The following is a 20,687-nucleotide window of genomic DNA, read 5'->3' as shown; positions in this document are numbered from 1 at the left end:
ACAGAGCTGTGAGCGAAACCAACATGATCGGTTGGGAGCAAGATTCGGACGGCATCGTCGTGCTGACGATGGACGACCCGAACCAGGGCGCCAACACGATGAACGAGCTGTACAAGAAGTCGATGACCGCCACCGTCGACCGGCTCGAGGCGGAGAAGGACACCATCACCGGTGTCGTGCTGACCTCCGCGAAGAAGACCTTCTTCGCGGGTGGCGACCTGAAGAACATGATGAAGGTCGGCCCGGACGACGCCCAGGCGCTGATGGAGGAGCTCACCGAGATCAAGAGCGCCCTGCGTCGCCTGGAGCAGCTGGGCAAGCCGGTCGTCGCGGCCATCAACGGCGCCGCGCTCGGCGGCGGTCTGGAGATCGCGCTGGCCACCCACCACCGCATCGCGGCGGACGTGCCGGGTTCGCAGATCGGTCTGCCGGAGGCCACCCTCGGCCTGCTGCCCGCGGGCGGCGGCATCATCCGCACCGTGCGCATGCTGGGCCTGCAGAACGCCCTGATGCAGGTGCTGCTGCAGGGCCAGCGCAACAAGCCGGCCAAGGCCAAGGAGATCGGTCTGATCGACGAGCTCGTCGGTTCGATCGAGGAACTGGTTCCCGCGGCCAAGGCGTGGATCAAGGCCAACCCCGAAGCCGGTGTGCAGCCCTGGGACAAGAAGGGCTTCAAGATCCCCGGCGGCACCCCGTCCTCGCCCGCCTTCGCGGCGAACCTGCCCGCGTTCCCGGCGAACCTGCGCAAGCAGATCAAGGGTGCGAACATGCCTGCGCCGCGCGCCATCATGTCCGCCGCGGTCGAGGGCTCGCAGGTCGACATCGACAACGCGTCGCTGATCGAGTCCCGCTACTTCGTGCACCTGCTCACCGGCCCGGTCGCGAAGAACATGATCCAGGCGTTCTTCTTCGACCTGCAGACGATCAACAACGGCGGTTCGCGTCCGAAGGACGTGCCGAAGAAGGAGATCAAGAAGGTCGGCGTGCTCGGCGCGGGCATGATGGGCGCGGGCATCGCCTACGTCTCGGCCAAGGCGGGCTACGAGGTCGTGCTGAAGGACGTCTCCATCGAGGCGGCCGAGCGCGGCAAGAACTACTCCGAGAAGATCGAGGCCAAGGCGCTGTCCCGGGGCAAGACCACCGAGGAGAAGTCCAAGGCGCTGCTGGACCGGATCAAGCCGACCGCGGACGCGGCCGACTTCGCCGGCGTCGACTTCGTCATCGAGGCCGTCTTCGAGAACACCGAGCTGAAGCACAAGGTGTTCCAGGAGATCGAGGACATCGTCACCCCCGACGCGCTGCTCGGCTCGAACACCTCCACCCTGCCGATCACCGGTCTGGCGACCGGCGTGAAGCGCCAGGAGGACTTCATCGGCATCCACTTCTTCTCGCCGGTCGACAAGATGCCGCTGGTGGAGATCATCAAGGGTGAGAAGACCTCGGACGAGGCCCTGGCCCGGGTGTTCGACTACACCCTCGCGATCAAGAAGACCCCGATCGTCGTCAACGACAGCCGCGGCTTCTTCACCTCTCGCGTGATCGGCACCTTCGTCAACGAGGCGATCGCCATGCTCAAGGAGGGCATCGAGCCCGCCACCATCGAGCAGGCCGGTCTGCAGGCGGGCTACCCGGCCGCGCCGCTGCAGCTGTCGGACGAGCTGAACATGAAGCTCATGCAGAAGATCGCCAAGGAGACCTTGGAAGCCGCGCAGGCGGGTGACACCACTCTGGGCGTCAAGCGGCACCCGGCGCAGGACGTCATCGACTACATGGTGTCCGAGGGTCGTCCGGGCCGCCTGGAAAAGGCGGGCTTCTACGAGTACGACGAGAACGGCAAGCGCACCGGTCTGTGGCCGGGCCTGCGTGAGCACTTCAAGACCACGGCGGACTTCGGTGTGCCGCTGCAGGATCTGATCGACCGCATGCTGTTCGCGGAGGCGATCGAGACCCAGAAGTGCTTCGACGAGGGCGTGCTCACCTCCACCGCCGACGCCAACATCGGCTCGATCTTCGGCATCGGCTTCCCGGCCTGGACCGGTGGTGTGCACCAGTTCATCGTCGGTTACCCGGGTGGCCAGGAGGCCTTCGTGGAACGCGCCGACTACCTCGCCAAGAACTACGGCGAGCGCTTCGAGGTCCCGGCCTCGCTGCGTAAGTAGTCTCCGCCGAAAGGCAAGGGCGAAGCCCGCCACCGCGTTTCGCGGTGGCGGGCTTCCGTCGTTTTCCGGCCCGTTCACCGTCGCGTCCGTTCGGCCGGATAGGTTGGCAGCCGTGCCGAGACGTAGTCGCCCTGTTCTGATCGTCGGTTGCGCCCTCGCGCTCGCCTCGGCCCCGGTCGCTGTCGCCGCCCCGGTGGCGGCGCCCTCGGTGCGCTTGCTCGGCGAGCAGACGATCGCATCGAATTCGGATTTCGAGGGCACCGTCGTCGGCGGTCTCTCCGGAATCGACTACTCGCCTCGTACCGGTGAATTCGTGCTGATCAGCGATGATCGGTCGAGCAAGAACCCGGCGCGGTACTACACCGCGCGCATCGAGGTCGGCGAAGGCGGTGTCGGACCGGTGGCCCTCACCGGCACGCGACCGTTGCCGACCGCGACGGGCGCCGTCTACCCGCCGATGTCGGTGGACCCGGAGGAGATCCGGGTGGACCCGTGGACCGGCGACTACTACTGGACGCAAGAAGGCGAGCGGGCCGGCGCCGTGCTGGACGACCCGTCTGTGCGGATCACGCACCCGGACGGCTCCTACGCCGGTGAGCTGCCGATTCCCGACAACGAACGGATGCGTCCCGACGCCGGTCCCCGGCGGAACGCGACGCTGGAGGGGGCGACCTTCCTCGCCGCGGGCGCGTTGTTCGCGACCTCGATGGAGGGGCCGCTCCTGCCGGACGGCCCGGCGGCGACCACGACCAGCGGAGCGCTCACGCGCATCACCATCCAGGCTCGATCCGGTCCGCCGCTGGCCCAGTACGCGTATCCGGTGGAACCGATCTTCGCCGAATCGCGGCCCGAACCAGGCCGCGGTGAGACCGGGGTCGCGTCCATCCTCGCCGCCGATCCGCTCGATCCCACGAAACTCCTTGTGCTGGAAAGGTCTTTCTCGCCGGGCACGCCCAACAAGATTCGCGTCTACGAGGCGGACCTGAGCGCGGCCACCAACATCCTCGACGCCCCGATCGGCACCGCGCGTCCGGTGACCAAGCGGCTGCTGATCGACCTCGACGACGTCGGGCTCTCCACCGTCGACAACGTGGAGGGCATGACCTGGGGTCCTCGACTGCCTTCCGGCGAACGGACCCTCGTCCTGGTCAGCGACGACAACTTCGACAGCCGTCAGATCACCCAGATCATCGCCCTGGCCGTCGCCTAGTCCGCGGGACGCAACTGCTCGGCGGCCGCCTGGTACGCGGCGGCCGCCCTGGTGAAGTAATCGAACAGCACCTCCTGCTGTTCGGGTGCGTAGCCGCGGATGATCTCGCCGATGCGTTGTCGCGCGGGGGCGAGGACCTCGTCGAGATCGGCGGGCTTGCCGATCAATTCGACGATCACCTTGCGCCGGTCGCCCGGGACCGGCGCGCGGCGGACGTAACCGGCGTCCTCCAGACGGTCGATCAGCCGCGTGGTGGGGCCGGTGGTCAGTCCGCTGCGCGCGCCGAGCTCGCCGGGCGTCATAGGTCCCGCCAGTTCGAGGATGTTGAGCGCGTAGAGGTCGGTGGCGCCCAGGTCGACCGCCCGCGCGCCGGCTTGTCCGTGCAGCATGACCGCGCTCAGGTAACGCCGATAGACCGAACCCGCGTCCGGTGGTAGGCCGCCTGCCGCGGAATCGTCGTCGGGATCAGGCGTTGACACCGAATTCCTCCACGTCCAACTTCTACCGATATAAACAGGCTTCTCAAAAGAAGAAAACTCCGTGCAGAAGCAACTTAGCACGGCGCTTGCTTGACGCCATCCTCGTTGGGTAACCCTCGTGGTGAACCTGATGTGGCGGTGTGGTCATGAGCCGAGGCGACGTCTGCGAAGACCCTCGATCCCCACTGCTCGCGGCGCGAAACACGCGGATTCGAGACACACCCGTCCTCTCCGGAAACGTCACCCGCGTGATACCGCACCGCGCTACGTTGGAATATGCGCAGACATATCGGACACGGCGTCCGGCGTGTCGGCGCGGAGTTGGTCGCCGATGTCGCCGATTCGATGTGAGTTCGAGGTGATCACATGAATCCACAGACGCGTTCGGGCCGGGTGCGCCCCGAATCGACTGCGGCCGAAACGAACACGCAGCGGCAGACACCCGTCGACATCGCCGACGAACTGGAGGCGATGGGCCTGTCCGGAGCGGTGGAGATCGGTCGCGGCGGGTTCGGCGTGGTCTACCGCTGCGTCCAGACCGCGTTGGATCGCGTGGTCGCGGTGAAGGTGCTCCCCTCGGAGATCGACGAGGAGAGCCGCGAGCGGTTCCTACGCGAGGAACAGGCGATGGGCAGGCTGTCCGGTCACCCGAACATCGTCGACATCCTCCAGGTGGACGTGACGGCGACCGGCATGCCGCTGATCGTTATGCCGTACTGCACGCACGGGTCGCTGGAGAAGCTGATCCGCGATCAAGGCCCGTTGACTTGGGCGGACTCGCTGCGCGCCGGCGTCAAGCTGGCGGGCGCCATCGAGAGCGCGCACCGCGCCCGCATCCTGCACCGCGACGTGAAACCGGCCAACGTGCTGCTCAGCGGCTACGGCGAGCCGCAGCTGACGGATTTCGGCATCGCCCGCATTCCCGGCGGGTTCCGCACCTCGAGCAGCATGATCACCGGTTCACCCGCGTTCACCGCGCCGGAGGTGCTCAAAGGCGACGAGCCGACCATCCGCTCCGACGTCTACGGCCTCGGATCGACGCTGTTCGCCCTGCTCACCGGGCACGCGGCCTTCGAGCGGCAGGCGGGCGAGCGGGTGGTCGCGCAGTTCCTGCGGATCACCACCCAGCCGATACCCGACCTCCGTGCACAGGACATTCCACCGGATGTGGCCACAGTCATCGAACACGCGATGGCTCCCAGTCCGCGGGATCGCCCGGCCAGTGCCTACGAGTTCGGCGAGATGCTGCGCGCGGTGCAGCGCAGCCATGACCAGCTGCCGGACGAGATGGCACTGCTGGACACCACGCCGGAGGTCGAAGCGGCGGCGCCGACCGCGATCGGCGAACCGACCGTGGCCTGGACCGGCTCGCGTCCCGCGGTCACCGCCCGGCGCAGCTGGCCGTTGACGCTGCGTCCCGCCGTCTCGCAGCATCCCGTGTCCGCGACGACGACACCGCCGACGGCCGTGACCAAATTCCGTCCTCCGACGCCCACCCGGGACCCGATACCCCGGCCGCGTCTGCTGGACATCCTGCGCGGGGGCGGGCGGCGCAGGCTCGCCGTGATCCACGCGCCCGCCGGATTCGGCAAGAGCACGCTGGCCGCGCAGTGGCGCGCCGAACTCACCGAAGGCGACACCGCCGTCGCCTGGATCGGGATCGACCGCGACGACGACAACGAGATCTGGCTGCTGGCCCACCTCATCCAGGCCATTCGCCGAGTCCACCCGGACGTCGGCGCCGGTCTGGAACAGGTGCTGGAGGAGCGGCCGGCCGACGCCGCCGCGTTCGTGATCCCCACCCTCATCGACGAGATCCATACGGCGGGCAAGACGGTCGTGGTGATCGTCGAGGACTGGCAGCGGATCACCGACGCGGGCGCGCATCGGGCGATGGAAGCCCTGCTCGACAACGGCTGCCATCACCTGCGGTTCGTCGTGACCAGCCGAGAGCAGTCCGGCCTGCCGACCAGCCGCATGCGGGTGCACGACGAGCTGGTCGAGATCGGCTCGGCCGCGTTGCGTCTCACCGAAGCGGAGACCAGGCAGATCCTGGTGGAGCGCAACGGATTCGACCTCACTCCCGAGCAGGTCACCGAAATCCACACCGCCACCGACGGCTGGCCCGCGGCCATCCAGCTGGTCGGACTGTCGCTGCGCGGCAACGCCGACCCCGCCCAGCTGATCGCCACGCTCTCCGAGGGCAACCACGGCATCCGCGAGTACCTCGCCGAGAACGTGCTCGACACCTTGGAACCGAGAATGCTCGAGTTCTTGATGTCGATCGCGGTGACCGAGCGGGTGTGCGGCTCGCTCGCCGCGGCGTTGTCCGAGGAGCCGGACGCCGAACAGCTGCTCGAACAGGCCGAGCAGCGCGAGTTGTTCCTGCGGCGCATCCAGCACGACCCGGAGTGGTTCCGGATGCAGCCGCTGTTCGCCGAGCATCTGCGGACCCGGCTGGAGCGCGTCCACCCGGGCAAGGTGAAGTCGCTGCACCGCAAGGCATCGCGCTGGTACGCCGAACACCAGCTGCTGCGCAAATCGGTCGACCACGCACTGGCCGCGACCGACCTGAAGATGGCGCTCGACCTGCTCGAGGGCGGCGGCATGGACCTAATCGACGGTTCCCGGCTGGCCACCCTGCTCGGCAGCGTGTCGAAACTACCGATGCAGCAGGTGGCGTCGCGCTCCAAATTGCTGATGGCGGTGGCCAGGGCGAATGTCAACCTGCAGCAGTCCGGCGCGGCGCGCAACGCCCTCGGCAGGCTGTCCAACATCCTGGCCCGCGGTTCCACGAGCGACGCCGACGTGCGCGTGCAGCGCTGCCAGGCTGCGGTGCTGGCCGCGTCGGACCAGATCGCGCGCGACCGCACCGAAGGCGTGCTGGACCGGGTTGCCGACTGCCTGCGGGAGCCGGATGACCTCCCGGCGTGGACCGTCTCGACCGCGGCGAACTTGACCACCTTCGTGCGCCTGTGCGGGTTCGACTTCGAGGGCGCGAGGAAGATGCAGGAGTGGGCCGAGGAGTACCACCAGCGCTCGAAGGACCCGCTGGGCCTGGTGTTCGGCCGCTGCGGCCAGGGCGCGGCCGCCTACGAGCAACTCGACGTCGCCACCGCCACCAGCTGCTTCCAGCAGGCGTGGGACTCCGCGCGCGAGCGTTCCGGACCACGCTCGCACGCGGTGCGCGTCGCCGCGGCGCTGCTCGGCGAGATGAGCTATCGCCGGGGCGATCTGGAAACCGCCGACCGGCTGCTCGACGAGAGTCACGAGCTGGTCACCCGGGTCGGGCCGGTGGACTTCCTGATCTCCACATTCGTCGTCGGCGCCCGGGTCAAGGCGGTCGGCGGGGACCTGCTCACCGCGGCCACGCGGCTGGACGAGGGCGCGCGCATCGCCGCCGACAACCGCCTGGCGCGGTTGGCCGCGCACATTCGAGCCGAACGGCTCCGCCTGGGTCTGCCGCTGGAGCCGGGCGAACGCCGGTACACCGATCTCAGCGAATCGACGCCGTTGCAGGCAGCTCATCGGCTGACCGGCGGCGCCTTGCTCACCGCCGAAGCCGAGGAACTCGCCGCGATTCGCGCGCTGCTGGCCGAACACCGGCCCGGCTCCGATGACCGAGCGGTCCGCCGCGCCCGTGCGCTGTACGACCACACCTTGCAGAAGCACCGTCCGCGCGCCCAATTGGACGCCGCGGTGCTGCTCGCGGAATGCCTGGCCGCCGCGGGCTGGGTGGGTGAGGCCACCAATCTGCTGCTGCCCGCCGTCGCGACCTGCGCCGGCCTCGGCTGGACCAGGCCGCTGCTGGACGCGGGGCCCGGCGTGGTCGGGATCCTGCGCGTCCTGCGGACCGACCTGCCCGCCTCGGCGCAGGTCGGCGACATCGAACTGCCCGCCCCGTTCCTCGACGAAGTCCTGAACGGGGCGGGCAGAAGCACCTACTGAGCGAACCCGGCTACGGCTGCCACCACGGGCGCAGCGGTACGGTCCATGCGCCGTCCGGGGGCAGTTTGACCCCGAGCACCTGGTGCAGCTGAACCACGTTGCGCTGGAAGCCGAGCCGGCAACCCGCCATGTAGAGGCCCCACACCTTCGCGGTGCCCTCGCCGACCTCCGCGACGCAGGCGTCCCAGTTGGCCACCAGGTTCTTGCACCACTCGTGCAAGGTCAGCGCGTAGTGCTCGCGCAGGTTCTCCTCGTGCAGCACCTCGAGACCGATGTTCTGGATCTCGGAGATGATCCGGCCGGAGCCGATCAGCTCGCCGTCGGGGAACACGTAGCGGTCGATGAAATCGCCCGCTTTGGTGGTGCGGGTGTTGTCCGGGCGGGTGATGCAGTGATTCAGGAACAGGCCGCCGTCGCGCAGCTTGTTCTTGATGTACTCGAAGTAGAACGGGTAGTTGTGCACCCCGATGTGCTCGGTGAGCCCGATCGAGGAGACCGCGTCGAACTCGCCCTCCGGCACGTCTCGGTAGTCGGAATGGCGCACTTCGGCCAGATCGGCGAGACCTTCCTCGGCGATCTTCTTCTGCGCCCAGTCCGCCTGCTCGGCCGAGAGCGTCGCGCCGATCACCTTGACGCCGCGCTTGGCCGCGTAGCGCACCATGCCGCCCCATCCGCAGCCGATGTCGAGCAGCCGGTCGCCTTCCTTCAACCGCAGCTTCTCGAATACCAGGCGATATTTGTTCTCCTGCGCCTGCTCCAGCGTCCAGCTCTCGTCGCCGTAGGCCGCGCAGGTGTAGGTCATCGACGGGCCGAGCACGTACTCGTAGAACGTGTTCGAGACGTCGTAGTGGTGGTGGATGGCTTCGGCGTCCCGGGTCTTGGAGTGGCGCAGGCCCTCGAAGGCGATCCGCCGCCAGCGCGGCAAGGTTTCCTGCGGCGGCGGGGCGACCGGCTTGAGCCGCTCCCAGCCCAGCGAGCGCGCGATGGTCACCAGGGCCAGCGCGGACGGGCGGCGGAACTTCAACCGTTCCATCGCCTTCAGGATCGGGTACGGATCACCGGGATGCACGCCGCCCGCGGTCATGTCGCCCGCGATATAGGCGCGGGCCATGCCCAGGTCGCCGGGGGCCGTCGCCAGATAATTGATCCCACGCGGGGTCCGGATGTCCAGCGTGAACTCGGAATCCTGCGGCCCGGTCGCGCTGCCGTCGTAAGCCGTCAACCGGATCGGAACTTCGCCCTCGACGAGGGACTCGAAGATCTCGGCAATGCTGAGTTTGGTTCCGAGATCGTTGAAGACATCGGAACGGTCCTTGAATGTCGTCATTTGCGTTGCACCGCCTTCGAATACAGATCCAGCAGGCGCTGGTCCGGGTCGTAGCGTTTCTTGAGCTCGGTATAAGTGTTTCCGCCGTAGAGCGCGGCGAATTCATCCTTGTCGTAGAAGGAATCCGAGTACAGCGACTTATGACCGTCGAACTCGGTCACCGTGCGCTCGATGGCGCGGTTGGCCGCGCCCTGTGGCTGCCCGGGGGTGGTGGGCACGGCCGACCAGAAGCCGACATTCACGTAGGTCCGGTCCGGCTCCAGGGGATACAGCGGCCAGGCGCGTCCACCCGGCCGGTTCGGGCCGCCGGTGTCGCGCAAGCGCAGCGGGCACAGCCAGACCGGCTCGATCGGGATCTCGCGCAGGAACCATTCCACGAAGTCGGCGGTGCGTTCCAGGGGCACCTCGATGTCCTGCACGACCCGCTCGCGCGGGGGATTGCCCTTGCGGGCCTCCAGCTTGTCGCCGATGGCGTACTTGTGGTCCAGCGCGACGAGTTTCCAGTAGAAGCTGCTGCGCCGATAGCGCTTCGGCCAGAACCGGCGGATCTTCGGGTTCTGCGTGCCGAACGCGCGCGAGCACCAGAACCAGTCGGTGTCCCAGCGCCACAGGTAGTCGTGGATGGTCAGGCGGTCGCGCTTGGGCGTGGCGCCCTCGTGTTGCAGGGACCGGTAGTAGACGTCCATGCCGGTGTAGTCGCTCACCGGGCCCGGTTCGTCGGTCCGGCGGCCCAGCGTCAGGTAGCTCTCCTCGGCGGAGAACACGACGCCGTCGAGGTAGTCGACGGTCTCGCCCTGGTAGGCCCGGTCGGTGACGATCGCCGCGAGGGTCGTCTCCAGTTCGCGCACGTCACGGAAACGCACGTGCCGCAGCGCGACGTACGGCTGCACTTCCTCCAGTTGGATCTTCAGCCGGACCGTATAGCCCAGCGTGCCGTAGGAGTTCGGGAAGCCGCGGAACAGATCGGCGTGTTCGTTGTCCGGCGTGGCGGTGAGAATCTCGCCCGCACCGGTCAGCACATCCATCTCCAGCACCGACTCGTGCGGTAGGCCGTTGCGGAAGGACGTGGACTCGATGCCGAGGCCGGTGACCGCGCCGCCCAGCGTGATGGTCTTGAGCTGTGGCACGACCAGCGGCGCGAGGCCGTACGGGAGGGTGGCGGCGACCAACTCCTCGTAGGTGGTCATGCCTGCGACGTCGGCGGTCTTGGCGGCCGGGTCCACCGCGATGACCCGGGTGAGCCCGGAGACGTCGAGGCCGGGCGCGGTGTTCTTGGCCCTGGCTCGGAAAAGGTTCGAGGTCTTCTTCGCCAACCGGACGTTGGCGTGCTCGGGTATCGCGCGGTAGCTCGCCAATAGGCGGTCCACGCCCGCTCGATGCGCGGCAAATCCTGATTCGCGTGCGGCCGGTGCGTGTCCGGCCTTCCCCAACAGACTCACTGCCACCCCTCGACGCTAGTACGGACCCCACGGCTGGGCTACCGCTCGGCCACGGTGGCGGAGAAATGTCACGCACATGTTGCGAAGTGGAATACCGAATTGTCCGGAGTGGTTCGCCGCACCCTCGGCACTGTGCTCCGGCGCAGGCAGGGCAGGATGGAGACCGGTCGAGACACCGCATCCGGACAAGGAGCTCATTGTGGGACAGGTCAGCGCCAGTAGTTCGATCGACGTGGCGGCGGATCCGCAGCGCGCGCTGGAGGCCATCGCCGACTACGACACGGTACGTCCGCGCATTCTCTCTTCGCACTACCGCGACTACAAGGTGGTCGAAGGCGGTAAAGGCGCGGGCACCGTCGCGGAATGGACGTTGCAGGCCACCGAGAAGCGCTCGCGGAACGTGCACGCGATCGTCTCCGTGTCCGATTCCATTGTCACCGAGCGCGACTCGAATTCGACGTTGGTGAACACCTGGACCGTCACCCCCGAGGGCGCGGGCGCCCGGGTCACGCTGCGCACCACCTGGAAGGGCGCGGGCGGCATCGCGGGCATCTTCGAGGGCATCTTCGCGCCGCTGGGCCTGAAGAAGATCCAGGCCGAGGTGCTCGGGAACCTGCAGCGCGAGCTGGCCTGATCCGGCGGTCGCGACGACGGTCCGTTCGGGCCGTCGTCGCGACCTGCGCCGGGGTCTACTCCGGGGCGATGTCGAAGAGGTTCCCCTCGGGATCGGCCAGCGTCGTCCACTTCAGGCCCCACTCGTCGAAATCGCCGACGTGCTTCGCGCCGAGATCGATCGCGCGCGCGACCTCGTCCCGGCCCGACGCGTGCAGATCCAGGTGGATCACGTTCTTGCCGGGGTTCTTGTCGGGCACCCGGGTGAACATCAGCACGGGCGCGGCGCCCGCGGTCCGGCCGACGGTGGCGAACTCCGGGCTCGGGTCGGGATCGACGGGCGTCTCCAGCAACCGTGACCAGAATTCGGCCAGAACGCCCGCATTCTCACAATCGATGGTGACGTGGGCGATCGACAGCGTCATGGATATCTCCTTTTCAAGGCTGGGCGATGGGCCAGCACACTTCGGTCCGGTAGGTGGCGGGATCGTCGGACACGTCCGGTCCGACCAGGTACATCTCGCGGATCGGCTCGGAGAGCGCGACGTCGTGTTCGGCGACATGACTGCCCAGTGCGCCGTAGGTTCGGTCGAAATCCTCGAACGGACCCTCGTGCACGGCGACGGCGAAACGGCGCGCGGGCAACTCGATCGCCGAAAGTCCCGCGAGCAGTGCGACCTCGGCGTCGGCGAGCGGGACGAACGCGACGACCGCGCCCTCGTCGTGTTCGAAGAAATCGGTGCCGTAGGTGGCGCCGCCGACGCCCGCGGGCGTGATGTCCGCGGCGGCCAGGGCCTCGTACAACGCCTGGAACGTCGCAGCGCACCACTCGCCGATGTGTTCGCGCGCCACCGTCGCGCCGATCGCCGCCGCCGGGAACGCCGCGACCGCGCGGTACTCCACGGTGATCGGCGCCGAGGGCGTCAGCAGCGCGCGCAGCGAGGCCACGACCGCGCGGGTGCGGGCCAACTCGGCCTCCATGCGCTCCAGATGCGCACGCAGCGTGGCGTCACGGGCGTTCTCGTCCGGCGCGGCGAGCACCGCGCGGATCTCCGGGACCGGCATGTCCAGCTCGCGCAGCCGCCGGATCAACTGTGCCTGCGAAACCTGCGCCGTCGCGTACCGCCGATAGCCCGAACTCGCGTCTACGCCGACCGGAGCGAGCAGGCCGATCTCGTGGTAGTAGCGCAACGTCTTCACGCTGAGATTGCTCAGCCTGGAGAATTCCCCGATGGGGACGGTCGCCGTCATGGCATCAGCCAACACCCTCCAGTGGCGGGAGGGTCAAACGACACCCGACGTTCAGGCGAGTGCGAAGGTCAACAGCAGGGTGGTCTGGAAGGCGCCGCGCCACCACGAGTAGCCGAACCACACCCCGGGGGTGACCTCCCGGATCTCGTCGTAGACCGGCGGCGTCGGCGACGGCGTGTAATCGAGCGCCCAGGCCGGCTGTCCATCGGTCAGGGCAGGCGCCGCGAACACGTCGGCACGCCAGCCCTCGATGCCGGCGCCGGTGAGGCGGTTCATCAGGTAGCCGCCGTCCGGGCCGGTGTAGAAGGTCTTGCCGATCCACAGCGGAGGCGCGACGGCCTGCATGACCGGCGGGCGAGTGACCCAGCCCGACTTCACACCGGTCGGCACGGCGCCGAGCGGCGCGGCGCGGAAGATGGCGTCCTGTTGTTCGGCCGAGCACCGGAAGCGCAGCGAATCGAGCGTCGCGGCCTTGTCGTCGGGGTAGAGCACGCACCCGCCGCCGTAGTCTGCTACCGCCGGGGTCGGTTCGACCTCGACGCCCTCTTGGACGTCGATCACCTCGGTCGCATCGATGATCTCCGTGTCCGCCGACGCCGCGGGACCCGCGACGCCGAGAAAGATGCTGGGAACACCGATCGTGAGCACCAGACTGCTCAGGAAACGTGCACGAACTGCGATCATCTTTGTCTCCAGATTTGCACACCGGTCGCCGATCCGGTGTCGATGGTAAGGGGATCTCGGTCGGTCTCCACCGGAACTACCCAACCTGTTATCCACCATGCGCCATGGTGATCGCCGACCGTCGGGCCGCGCTCGGGACACGGTGTGGCAGGACTAGGCTGGCCGGTGACACCTTCTCCAGAGAGGACCCTCCCGTGCAGCCAGGTGGCCAGTTCGACATGCAACAGTTGCTCGCCCAGGCGCAGCAGATGCAGCAGGCGGTGATGGAAGCCCAGGCCGAGATCGCGGCGACCGAGGTGGAGGGCGAGGCGGGCGGTGGCCTGGTCAAGGTCACCATCAAGGCCAGCGGCGAGGTGTTGTCGCTGACCATCGATCCGAAGGCTGTGGATCCCGACGACGTCGAGACCTTGCAGGACCTGGTCATCGGCGCGGTCAACGACGCGATGACCAACGCGCAGCGCGTCGCCGCGGAACGGCTCGGACCGCTGTCCGGCGGCCTCGGCGGCGGTTCGCTGCCCGGTTTCTGAGCCGAGGCAGCGAGTGTACGAGGGTCCGGTCCAGGATCTGATCGACGAGTTGGGCAAGCTGCCCGGCGTCGGTCCGAAGAGCGCGCAGCGCATCGCCTTCCACTTGCTGCAGGTGGAGCCGCCGGAGATCGACCGGTTGCAGGCCGCGCTGCAGAAGGTGCGCGACGGTGTGCAGTTCTGCGTCACGTGCGGGACGGTCTCCGACGGTGAGCTGTGCCGCATCTGCGCCGACCCGCGCCGGGACCGGACCATGATCTGCGTGGTCGAAGAACCCAAGGATGTGCAGGCGATCGAGCGCACCCGGGAGTTCCGCGGTCGCTACCACGTGCTCGGCGGCGCGCTCGACCCGCTCAGCGGGATCGGTCCCGATCAATTGCGCATCCGGGAACTGCTGGCGCGCATCGGGAATCAGGAGGACGGCGTCGACGTCAGCGAGGTGATCATCGCGACCGACCCGAACACCGAGGGCGAGGCCACCGCCACCTACCTGGTCCGGATGCTGCGCGACTTTCCCGGACTGAGCGTGACCAGGCTGGCCTCGGGCCTGCCGATGGGTGGCGACCTGGAGTTCGCCGACGAGCTGACCCTCGGCCGCGCGCTGTCGGGGCGGCGCGCGCTCTAACCGGCGAGAACTCCTACCGCGAGCGCGATTGCGCCCGCCGGGCGTGGGTTACCGTGTGGGGGATGAGCATCGAATTCGTGCTGACGACGCTCGTCATCGTCGCGACCCCTGGTACCGGGGTGCTGTTCACACTGGCGGCCGGACTGTCCCGCGGCGTGCGAGCCGCGGTGATCGCGGCCTTCGGCTGTACGCTCGGCACCGTCCCGCACCTGGTCGCGGCGATCACGGGTCTGGCCGCGCTGCTGAATGCCAGCGCGGTCGCGTTCCAGACGCTGAAGTACCTCGGCGTCGCCTATCTGTTGTACATGGCCTGGAGCACATTCCGCGACAAAGGCGCGCTCGCCGTGCCGGAGCAGGACCGGCGCACCGCGCCCTCGGCGCGGCAAGTGATCACCTCGGCGGTCCTGCTCAATCTCCTCAATCCCAAGCTGACCATCTTCTTCTTCGCATTCCTGCCGCAGTTCGTCCCCAGCACGGCGCCGAATGCCCTGGCGCGCATGCTCGCGTTGAGCGGCATCTTCATGCTCGCCACCTTGGTGGTGTTCGCGGTGTACGGCATGTGCGCCGCCGCCGTGCGGGACCAAGTCGTGCACCGGCCCGCCGTGCTGACCTGGACGCGCCGGGTCTTCGGCGCCTCGTTCCTCGCGCTGGCCGGCCGGTTGGCCGCCCAGAACCAGTGACCGGGTTCAGAGGTCGACGCGGGTCCAGGGCAGGCCAGGGAAGCGACTGCGGTCGTCGTTGGCCCAGCCCCAGATGAGGGCGGCCACCGTGGCGGGGTCGGAGACGGTGGTGCCGAAATGCTTCTCGGATGAGCCGTCCCGGTATTCCACGGTGTACGCGCCGGTGTTCCCGCGATAGGTCTGGATGTAGAACTGCTCGCCGCGTTCGACGACGAGATACGGGTTCGGCGCGCTCAGCTCCGGAACCCACTGATGGACAAGCGCTTCGGTCAGGTACGGGAACTCGCCCGCGCCGCCGTGGGTGACGAGGGCCTCGACACGCCCGGCGGGATCGATCAGCCAGGCCAGCTGCGGGTCGTAGACGGCGTAATCCAGTGGTGTGGCGAGTTCGAACAGCAAGTGGCGGACGAAGCCGATCGCGTCGTAGGGACACGGCACGTGCAGCACCGCGCCGGTGGCCGCCCCGCCGACCGGGACGGTACTGAGAAAGCTGTCTTCCTCGGGCAGTTCCGCGTTGCGTCTGTTCAGTTCGGCCGCGATCTGCGCGACCGCCCCCGACTCCGGGACGCCCTGCTGGGTGCTCAGGTAGGCGTCGACCTCCGCGATCGACGACGCGACACCGGATGGCAGCAACACGTGGTCATAACTCACTCGGGCCAGGGTACGGAACCGCTCAGGCGCGGCGGCGAACCGTGTCTTCCTCGGTGCACCGGCAGCCACCCGCGAGGTCTCGGCAATCGAGGACGAAGGCGTGCCGGGCATGGCTGAGTTCCAGGCAGTGTTCGTCGGTGCATTCGGCGATCCGGCTCGCGTGCACGATCAGGGTTCCGTGGCAGTGGTCGAACGCGGAGTCGCACGATGAGCAATCGGTTGTACGCATATGACCTCCTGACGAGATCGTTGTCGTGGTTCGGTGATACCACCGGCCCGGCCGTCGCGGTGGGATCTGACCCGCGTGTCGCGTGTGTGATATGTGGGCAACTATGTGGCAACTGGAGATTATGACTGCGGATGTGTCCAGGAGTTTCGCCGATATCGGCACTGCTACGTGCGAAAATGGCCACACACCCCAATGGCTGATGGCATCCGGCACAGTCGAACAGTCCGGGTAGGAACTGTCCGGAGAGCACTCGGCGACCATTGGGCAAGGACGCGGCGGAAGCGAGGTCGGCGCGGTGACGTTGCGCGAGGAGCGGCGGGAGACCGTCCCCGGCGTCGTTGTGCGAGAACAGTTCACGCGCTACCGCTCGGAGGGCGCCGAGACGGCCGCCTACGACGAATGCGGCGCGCCCCTGACGGGCTACTACGACGAACTGGTCGACGTCGACGGCACGGTGCGCCGGACCTGGTCGGAGCTGTCGGCCGACTTCGCCCGGCTCGGCGGGGACGGGCTGCGCAGGCTGGACAGCCGGGTGCGCCGGTTGATCGATGACGACGGGATCGCCTACCACGAGGTCGGCGCCTCGGCCGACGCCACGGCGCCCTGGCGCCTCGATCCGATTCCCCTGCTGGTGGCCGCGGACGACTGGACCCGGCTGGAGGCCGGGCTGGAACAGCGCTCCCGAGTACTCGACGAGGTGCTCACCGATGTCTACGGGCCGCGCAGGACGCTCGGGTCGGGGCTGCTGGCGCCGGAGGCCGTGTTCGGCCACCGTGGCTACGTCCGGGCCGCGCACGGCATCACCGTGCCGGGGCGGCATCAGCTCTTCCTGCACGCCTGCGATCTCAGCCGTTGGGCCGACGGCCGGTTCCGGGTGCTCGCGGACTGGACGCAAGCGCCTTCCGGCGCGGGATACGCGCTGGCGGACCGCAGGGTCGTGGCGACCGCCATCCCGGAGTCGTTCGAGCACGCCAATCCACGTCCACTGACGCCGTTCGCCCGGGCGATGCGCCTGATGCTGATCGAATCGGCGCCGACCGACGACGACGAGCCGGTGGTCGTGGTGCTCAGCCCGGGAGTGCATTCCGAGACCGCGTTCGATCAGGCCTATCTCGCCTCCACGCTCGGCTTTCCGCTGGTGGAGAGCGCGGATCTGGTGGTGCGCGACGGCGCGCTGTGGATGCGGTCGCTCGGCACGCTGAAACGGGTGGACGTGGTGCTGCGCCGGGTGGACGCCGAGTTGTCCGATCCGCTCGATCTGCGGCCGGATTCGCGCCTGGGTGTGGTCGGTCTGGTCGAAGTGCTGCGGCGCGGCGCGGTGACGGTGGTGAACACCTTGGGCAGCGGACTGCTGGAGAATCCCGCGCTGGCCGGTTTCCTGCCCGCTCTCTCGCGGGCGCTGCTCGGCGAGGACTTGCTGCTGGAGAGCGCGCCGTCGTACTGGGGCGGTCGCGAGCAGGAGCGCAAGCATCTGATCGCCCACTTGGACAAGCTGATCCTGCGCTCCGCGGTCGACGGGACCATGCTGGTCGGGCCCGAGCTGAGCCGGGACCAGCGCGCGGAGACGAAGGCGAGGATCGAGGCGCACGGATGGCAGTGGGTGGGCCGGGAACCGGCCCAGTTCTCCGTGGCGCCCGCGATCCGCGATCACGAGAACCTCGGTGCGGCTCCGGTCGGTATGCGCTTGTTCTCCCTCGCCCACCGGGGCGGCTATACCGTGCTGTCCGGTGGCCTCGGCCAACTGCGTCAGCGCACTGCCGACCGTGCCGCACGCACGGTGGCCGCCAAAGACATCTGGGTGCGGGCCGCGCCGACGACCGCCGCCGCGATCAGCACCGAGCCGTCCCGCGAACGGCGCACCGCGCCGATCGTGGAACCGATCAGCTCCCCTCGTGTGCTCAACGACCTGTTCTGGATGGGTCGCTACGGGGAGCGCGCGGAGGACACGGCCCGTCTCCTGATCGCCACCCACGAGCGTTACCAGGAGTTCCGCTATCGCCCTTGGCTGGAAGGCGCCGAGGCGCTGCCGATCCTCATGGCCGCCCTCGGCCGGGCCACCGCCACCGCCGCTCCGACCGAGGGGCTGTCCGGTGTCGATTCGGCGCAGACGGAGCGCAGTGCCGCAGTGTCCCGGAACGAAGCCGTGGCCCACGCCGGTGTGGAAAAACCGATCACGGCCGGTGTGGAGGCCGTCGCAGAACCACCGGACGGCGCCGGTACGGCAGGCGCGGCACCGGTCATCACTCCTGAGGCGCACCGGGTGCCCGGCGATTCCCGTTCGGACCACGACTATCTCGTCGCGCTGACGATCGACCGGGAGCTGCCCGGTTCGCTGGCCTTCGCGATCGACCGCTACGGCAACGCCGCGCGTGCCGTGCGTGACCAGCTGTCGGTGGACACCTGGATGATCCTGGGCGCGGTCGACCGTGCGCTGGCGGGCTATCCGGTGGCGGCGGGCGACCGGGAGGCGGAGCTCTCGGAGGTGCACGCGCGCAGTCTGGCCGGATTGCTCGCGCTGTCCGGCATCGACGGTGAGTCGCTGATCCGGGACACCGGGTGGTACGTCAGAGACATCGGCAAGCGGATCGAGCGCGGTCTCGCCCTCACCGCGTTGCTGTCGGCCGCGCTCACCCAGCGGTATCCGGAGCAGACCGAGCGGGAGGTCACCGGATGGGTGCTGCGGGCCACCGAGTCCTCGGTGAGTTATCGGCGGCGGCACCAGGAATCGGTCCGGACGGCGGACGTCGCCGAACTCCTCCTGTTCGACACCGCCAATCCGCGCTCGCTGGCCTATCAGCTCGACCGGTTGCACAGTGCTTTCCACGCACTGCCCGGCGCGTCCGGATCCTCCCGCCCGCAGCGGCTGCTCGCGGACGCGCGCCGCATGCTGCGCCGTCTGGACCCCGACGACTTGGCGGTCACCGACGCGGACGACCGGCGCACCGAACTGGCGGAGTTGCTGGAGGGTGTGCACGTGCGCCTGCGCAAAGTGTCCGATTCCTTCGAGACCACCACGCTGTCGGTGCCGGTCGGCATCCAACCGCTGTGGGGTAGCGCGCAGGTCGTCGGATGACCGGCCCCCCGGTGCGGCGCTATCGGGTAGCGCACCGCACCGCATACTCGTACTCGAGGGAGGTCACCAACTCCTACGGGCGCGCCTATCTGACGCCGCGCGACCTACCCGGCCAGCGACTACTCACCCACCACATCCGGATCGACCCCGCTCCTTCGGATCGATCGGTCGGCGCCGACGTCTACGGCAACATCACCTCCTATTTCCACGTCACCACCGAGCACCGCGCGCTGACGGTCCTCGGCGACTCGCTGGTCGAGGTCGACACCTCGGCTCGCGGCAGCTGCACAGCGGCCGCCGAGCCGTGGGAGAAAGCGCGTCCGAGCAGCGCGACCGAACCGTTGGCCGTGGAGTTCGCCCTCGATCTGCAGCCACCGGAGATCACGTCGGAGATCGTGGCCTACACGGCCGAATCCCTCCTGCCGGGCCGACCGCTGCTGGATGCGGTGGGTGAGCTGAACACGCGCGTCCACACCGATTTCGCCTACCGGTCCGGCGCCACGACGGTGTCCACCCGGGTGGCCGACGTGTTCGCGGCACGCGCAGGCGTCTGTCAGGATTTCGCCCGCCTGGCTGTCGCGTGTCTGCGCTCGCACGGTCTCGCGGCCAGGTACGTGTCCGGTTACCTGGCCACCGATCCGCCGCCGGGCAAGGAGCGGATGGTCGGCGCCGACGCCACCCACGCCTGGGCGGCCGTGTGGGTGCCCGGGGCGGACGGACACGATCGCACCGGTCGATGGATCGACCTCGACCCCACCAACGACCAGTTCGGCGACGAGCGATACATCATCACCGCCTGGGGCCGGGACTACGCCGACGTCCCCCCGCTGCGCGGCATCATCTACACCGATGCGAAGGACAGCACGATCACCGTCTCCGTCGACGTCACCGAGGTATGACCATTCGATACCGCCCTATACCGCAGCGCCATGCTTCCGGGCCGGTGGTTGCGAACCCGCACCGACGGCGTTCGTGACGAGATGCAGTCGGCAGTTCCGGGGATCGGTCAGTGAAGGAACGAGCAGGGTCGGCATTCCCACCGCTACGGCCGCCCCGTCGCGAGCGGGCCGGTCTCCGACCATGAGGGTTTGCTCGGCGCGGGTGCCGAGTTCCCCGAGCGCCAGGCGGAATATGGCGGGGTCGGGTTTCTGGATGCCGTGCTCGTTGGACAGAACGAAGGTCTCGATCGAAGGCAACAGCCCCGCTTCGGCGAAACAGGGGCGGATGTCGAAGTGAATGTTGCTGAGAACACCTATCTTGCAGCCCCTTTCGACGAGTGCGGTGAGAGTGGCCGCCGCATCGGCGGCGAAATGGTTGTAGGCCGGATCCGAATCCACTGCGAAAAGTTCGTCGGCGAGATCGGTGTCGAGTCCGGCATCCGCGAACACCGCGTAGAAGGTCTCCCTGTGCCGGGCGGCGCTGGTGTTGCCTTGCGGTGACTGAAGACGGTTCGGTTCGCCGGCGGCTGCCCGGATCTTCGACAGGAGCGCGCGGGCAGCATCGTCGTCGTGTCCGCGGCCGGCCCGCCGCAGGGCTTCCTGAGCCCACTGCTGCGGGGAGAGTTCCGAGACGAGTGTGCCGCGCCAATCGAAGACGACCGCTCGGATGTCATGGGAGTGCGAACTTTTGGATGGCATGCAGGTCGAGGCTCTCCGGGAGTGCGGGGGCTGGAAGCAGATAAAACCTGCGGAGCAATCGTTTTCGCGCGTCCGGCCGAAGGTAGGGCGCCGCTCGGCGACGAAGATCATCGCCGTCGCGTGCGCCCACCGCGTGCACCCAGCCGGGCTCGGAGGAGA

At 68.3% G+C, this 20,687-nt stretch carries 18 protein-coding genes; 9 read left to right on the top strand and 9 right to left on the bottom strand.

Going from position 1 to position 20,687, the window contains the following annotated elements:
- Positions 1–8 precede the first annotated feature (8 nt).
- Positions 9–2,159, top strand: a complete 2,151-nt coding sequence (locus GVY64_RS22220; protein WP_159844490.1) for a 3-hydroxyacyl-CoA dehydrogenase NAD-binding domain-containing protein — start codon at positions 9–11, stop codon at positions 2,157–2,159.
- A gap of 112 nt (positions 2,160–2,271) precedes the next feature.
- Positions 2,272–3,369 (top strand): esterase-like activity of phytase family protein, encoded by a 1,098-nt coding sequence (locus GVY64_RS22215; RefSeq protein WP_159844488.1) that lies wholly within the window; start codon positions 2,272–2,274, stop codon positions 3,367–3,369.
- On the opposite strand, the gene GVY64_RS22210 is transcribed toward GVY64_RS22215, so the two are convergent.
- Entirely contained in the window at positions 3,366–3,848 is a 483-nt protein-coding gene (locus GVY64_RS22210) for a MarR family winged helix-turn-helix transcriptional regulator (RefSeq protein WP_236567052.1), read from the bottom strand. The two genes, GVY64_RS22215 and GVY64_RS22210, sit on opposite strands and share 4 nt — an antisense overlap.
- A 366-nt stretch (positions 3,849–4,214) precedes the next feature.
- Between GVY64_RS22210 and GVY64_RS22205 the strand changes: the two genes are divergently transcribed.
- Positions 4,215–7,796 (top strand): serine/threonine-protein kinase, encoded by a 3,582-nt coding sequence (locus tag GVY64_RS22205; protein ID WP_159844486.1) that lies wholly within the window; start codon positions 4,215–4,217, stop codon positions 7,794–7,796.
- Between the two features lie 10 nt (positions 7,797–7,806).
- On the opposite strand, the gene GVY64_RS22200 is transcribed toward GVY64_RS22205, so the two are convergent.
- On the bottom strand, positions 7,807–9,123 hold the full coding sequence (locus GVY64_RS22200) for a class I SAM-dependent methyltransferase (RefSeq protein WP_159844484.1): 1,317 nt from the start codon (positions 9,121–9,123) through the stop codon (positions 7,807–7,809).
- The gene (locus tag GVY64_RS22195) at positions 9,120–10,562 is read right to left on the bottom strand and encodes an FAD-binding oxidoreductase (RefSeq protein WP_159844824.1); all 1,443 of its coding nucleotides are present in this window, start codon (positions 10,560–10,562) and stop codon (positions 9,120–9,122) included. The genes GVY64_RS22200 and GVY64_RS22195 overlap by 4 nt, the downstream gene beginning before the upstream one ends.
- Positions 10,563–10,761: 199 nt before the next feature.
- On the opposite strand from GVY64_RS22195, the gene GVY64_RS22190 reads away from it, so the two are divergent.
- A complete protein-coding gene (locus tag GVY64_RS22190) occupies positions 10,762–11,196 on the top strand; it encodes an SRPBCC family protein (protein WP_159844482.1) in 435 nt (144 codons plus the stop codon).
- A 55-nt stretch (positions 11,197–11,251) separates the two neighbouring features.
- Here GVY64_RS22190 and GVY64_RS22185 read toward each other — a convergent pair whose 3' ends face one another.
- From GVY64_RS22185 to GVY64_RS22175, 3 genes are read right to left on the bottom strand one after another with little or no spacing between them, the layout of a single operon-like run.
- Complete coding sequence (locus GVY64_RS22185) at positions 11,252–11,599, bottom strand: VOC family protein (RefSeq protein WP_159844480.1); 348 nt, start codon at positions 11,597–11,599, stop codon at positions 11,252–11,254.
- Positions 11,600–11,612: 13 nt separating this feature from the next.
- Positions 11,613–12,425 (bottom strand): MerR family transcriptional regulator, encoded by an 813-nt coding sequence (locus GVY64_RS22180; protein ID WP_159844478.1) that lies wholly within the window; start codon positions 12,423–12,425, stop codon positions 11,613–11,615.
- Positions 12,426–12,476: 51 nt separating this feature from the next.
- Entirely contained in the window at positions 12,477–13,109 is a 633-nt protein-coding gene (locus GVY64_RS22175; RefSeq protein ID WP_159844476.1) for a hypothetical protein, read from the bottom strand.
- A 194-nt stretch (positions 13,110–13,303) separates the two neighbouring features.
- Here GVY64_RS22175 and GVY64_RS22170 point away from each other — a divergent pair, with 194 nt between their 5' ends.
- From GVY64_RS22170 to GVY64_RS22160, 3 genes are all read left to right on the top strand, one after another.
- The gene (locus GVY64_RS22170) at positions 13,304–13,636 is read left to right on the top strand and encodes a YbaB/EbfC family nucleoid-associated protein (protein WP_159844474.1); all 333 of its coding nucleotides are present in this window, start codon (positions 13,304–13,306) and stop codon (positions 13,634–13,636) included.
- A 13-nt stretch (positions 13,637–13,649) separates the two neighbouring features.
- The gene (gene recR, locus GVY64_RS22165; protein WP_067799767.1) at positions 13,650–14,258 is read left to right on the top strand and encodes a recombination mediator RecR; all 609 of its coding nucleotides are present in this window, start codon (positions 13,650–13,652) and stop codon (positions 14,256–14,258) included.
- A 62-nt stretch (positions 14,259–14,320) separates the two neighbouring features.
- Positions 14,321–14,938: a LysE family translocator gene (locus GVY64_RS22160; protein ID WP_159844472.1), complete on the top strand. Its 618-nt coding sequence runs from the start codon at positions 14,321–14,323 to the stop codon at positions 14,936–14,938.
- Positions 14,939–14,944: 6 nt separating this feature from the next.
- On the opposite strand, the gene GVY64_RS22155 is transcribed toward GVY64_RS22160, so the two are convergent.
- Positions 14,945–15,589, bottom strand: a complete 645-nt coding sequence (locus GVY64_RS22155) for a hypothetical protein (RefSeq protein ID WP_159844470.1) — start codon at positions 15,587–15,589, stop codon at positions 14,945–14,947.
- A gap of 22 nt (positions 15,590–15,611) precedes the next feature.
- A complete protein-coding gene (locus GVY64_RS22150) occupies positions 15,612–15,818 on the bottom strand; it encodes a hypothetical protein (protein WP_159844468.1) in 207 nt (68 codons plus the stop codon).
- Positions 15,819–16,119: 301 nt separating this feature from the next.
- Here GVY64_RS22150 and GVY64_RS22145 point away from each other — a divergent pair, with 301 nt between their 5' ends.
- Positions 16,120–18,891, top strand: a complete 2,772-nt coding sequence (locus GVY64_RS22145) for a circularly permuted type 2 ATP-grasp protein (protein ID WP_159844821.1) — start codon at positions 16,120–16,122, stop codon at positions 18,889–18,891.
- The gene (locus tag GVY64_RS22140) at positions 18,888–19,790 is read left to right on the top strand and encodes a transglutaminase family protein (protein ID WP_159844466.1); all 903 of its coding nucleotides are present in this window, start codon (positions 18,888–18,890) and stop codon (positions 19,788–19,790) included. Before GVY64_RS22145 ends, GVY64_RS22140 begins: the two co-directional genes overlap by 4 nt.
- A gap of 15 nt (positions 19,791–19,805) precedes the next feature.
- Here the strand turns inward: GVY64_RS22140 and GVY64_RS22135 are convergent, their stop codons facing one another.
- A complete protein-coding gene (locus tag GVY64_RS22135) occupies positions 19,806–20,639 on the bottom strand; it encodes an HAD family hydrolase (RefSeq protein ID WP_201298110.1) in 834 nt (277 codons plus the stop codon).
- Between the last annotated feature and the right edge of the window lie 48 nt (positions 20,640–20,687).

Origin of the sequence: Nocardia sp. CY41 (assembly GCF_009829325.1) — a bacterium.
GTDB lineage: Bacteria > Actinomycetota > Actinomycetes > Mycobacteriales > Mycobacteriaceae > Nocardia.
This window is presented reverse-complemented; position numbering and strand designations above follow the sequence as displayed.

Coding starts and splice junctions, on each gene's coding strand:
- GVY64_RS22180 (WP_159844478.1), bottom strand. CDS start 12,425: ATGACGGCGACCGTCCCCATCGGGGAATTCTCCAGGCTGAGCAATCTC.
- GVY64_RS22175 (WP_159844476.1), bottom strand. CDS start 13,109: ATGATCGCAGTTCGTGCACGTTTCCTGAGCAGTCTGGTGCTCACGATC.
- GVY64_RS22200 (WP_159844484.1), bottom strand. CDS start 9,123: ATGACGACATTCAAGGACCGTTCCGATGTCTTCAACGATCTCGGAACC.
- GVY64_RS22205 (WP_159844486.1), top strand. CDS start 4,215: ATGAATCCACAGACGCGTTCGGGCCGGGTGCGCCCCGAATCGACTGCG.
- GVY64_RS22160 (WP_159844472.1), top strand. CDS start 14,321: ATGAGCATCGAATTCGTGCTGACGACGCTCGTCATCGTCGCGACCCCT.
- GVY64_RS22140 (WP_159844466.1), top strand. CDS start 18,888: ATGACCGGCCCCCCGGTGCGGCGCTATCGGGTAGCGCACCGCACCGCA.
- GVY64_RS22150 (WP_159844468.1), bottom strand. CDS start 15,818: ATGCGTACAACCGATTGCTCATCGTGCGACTCCGCGTTCGACCACTGC.
- GVY64_RS22135 (WP_201298110.1), bottom strand. CDS start 20,639: ATGATCTTCGTCGCCGAGCGGCGCCCTACCTTCGGCCGGACGCGCGAA.
- GVY64_RS22185 (WP_159844480.1), bottom strand. CDS start 11,599: ATGACGCTGTCGATCGCCCACGTCACCATCGATTGTGAGAATGCGGGC.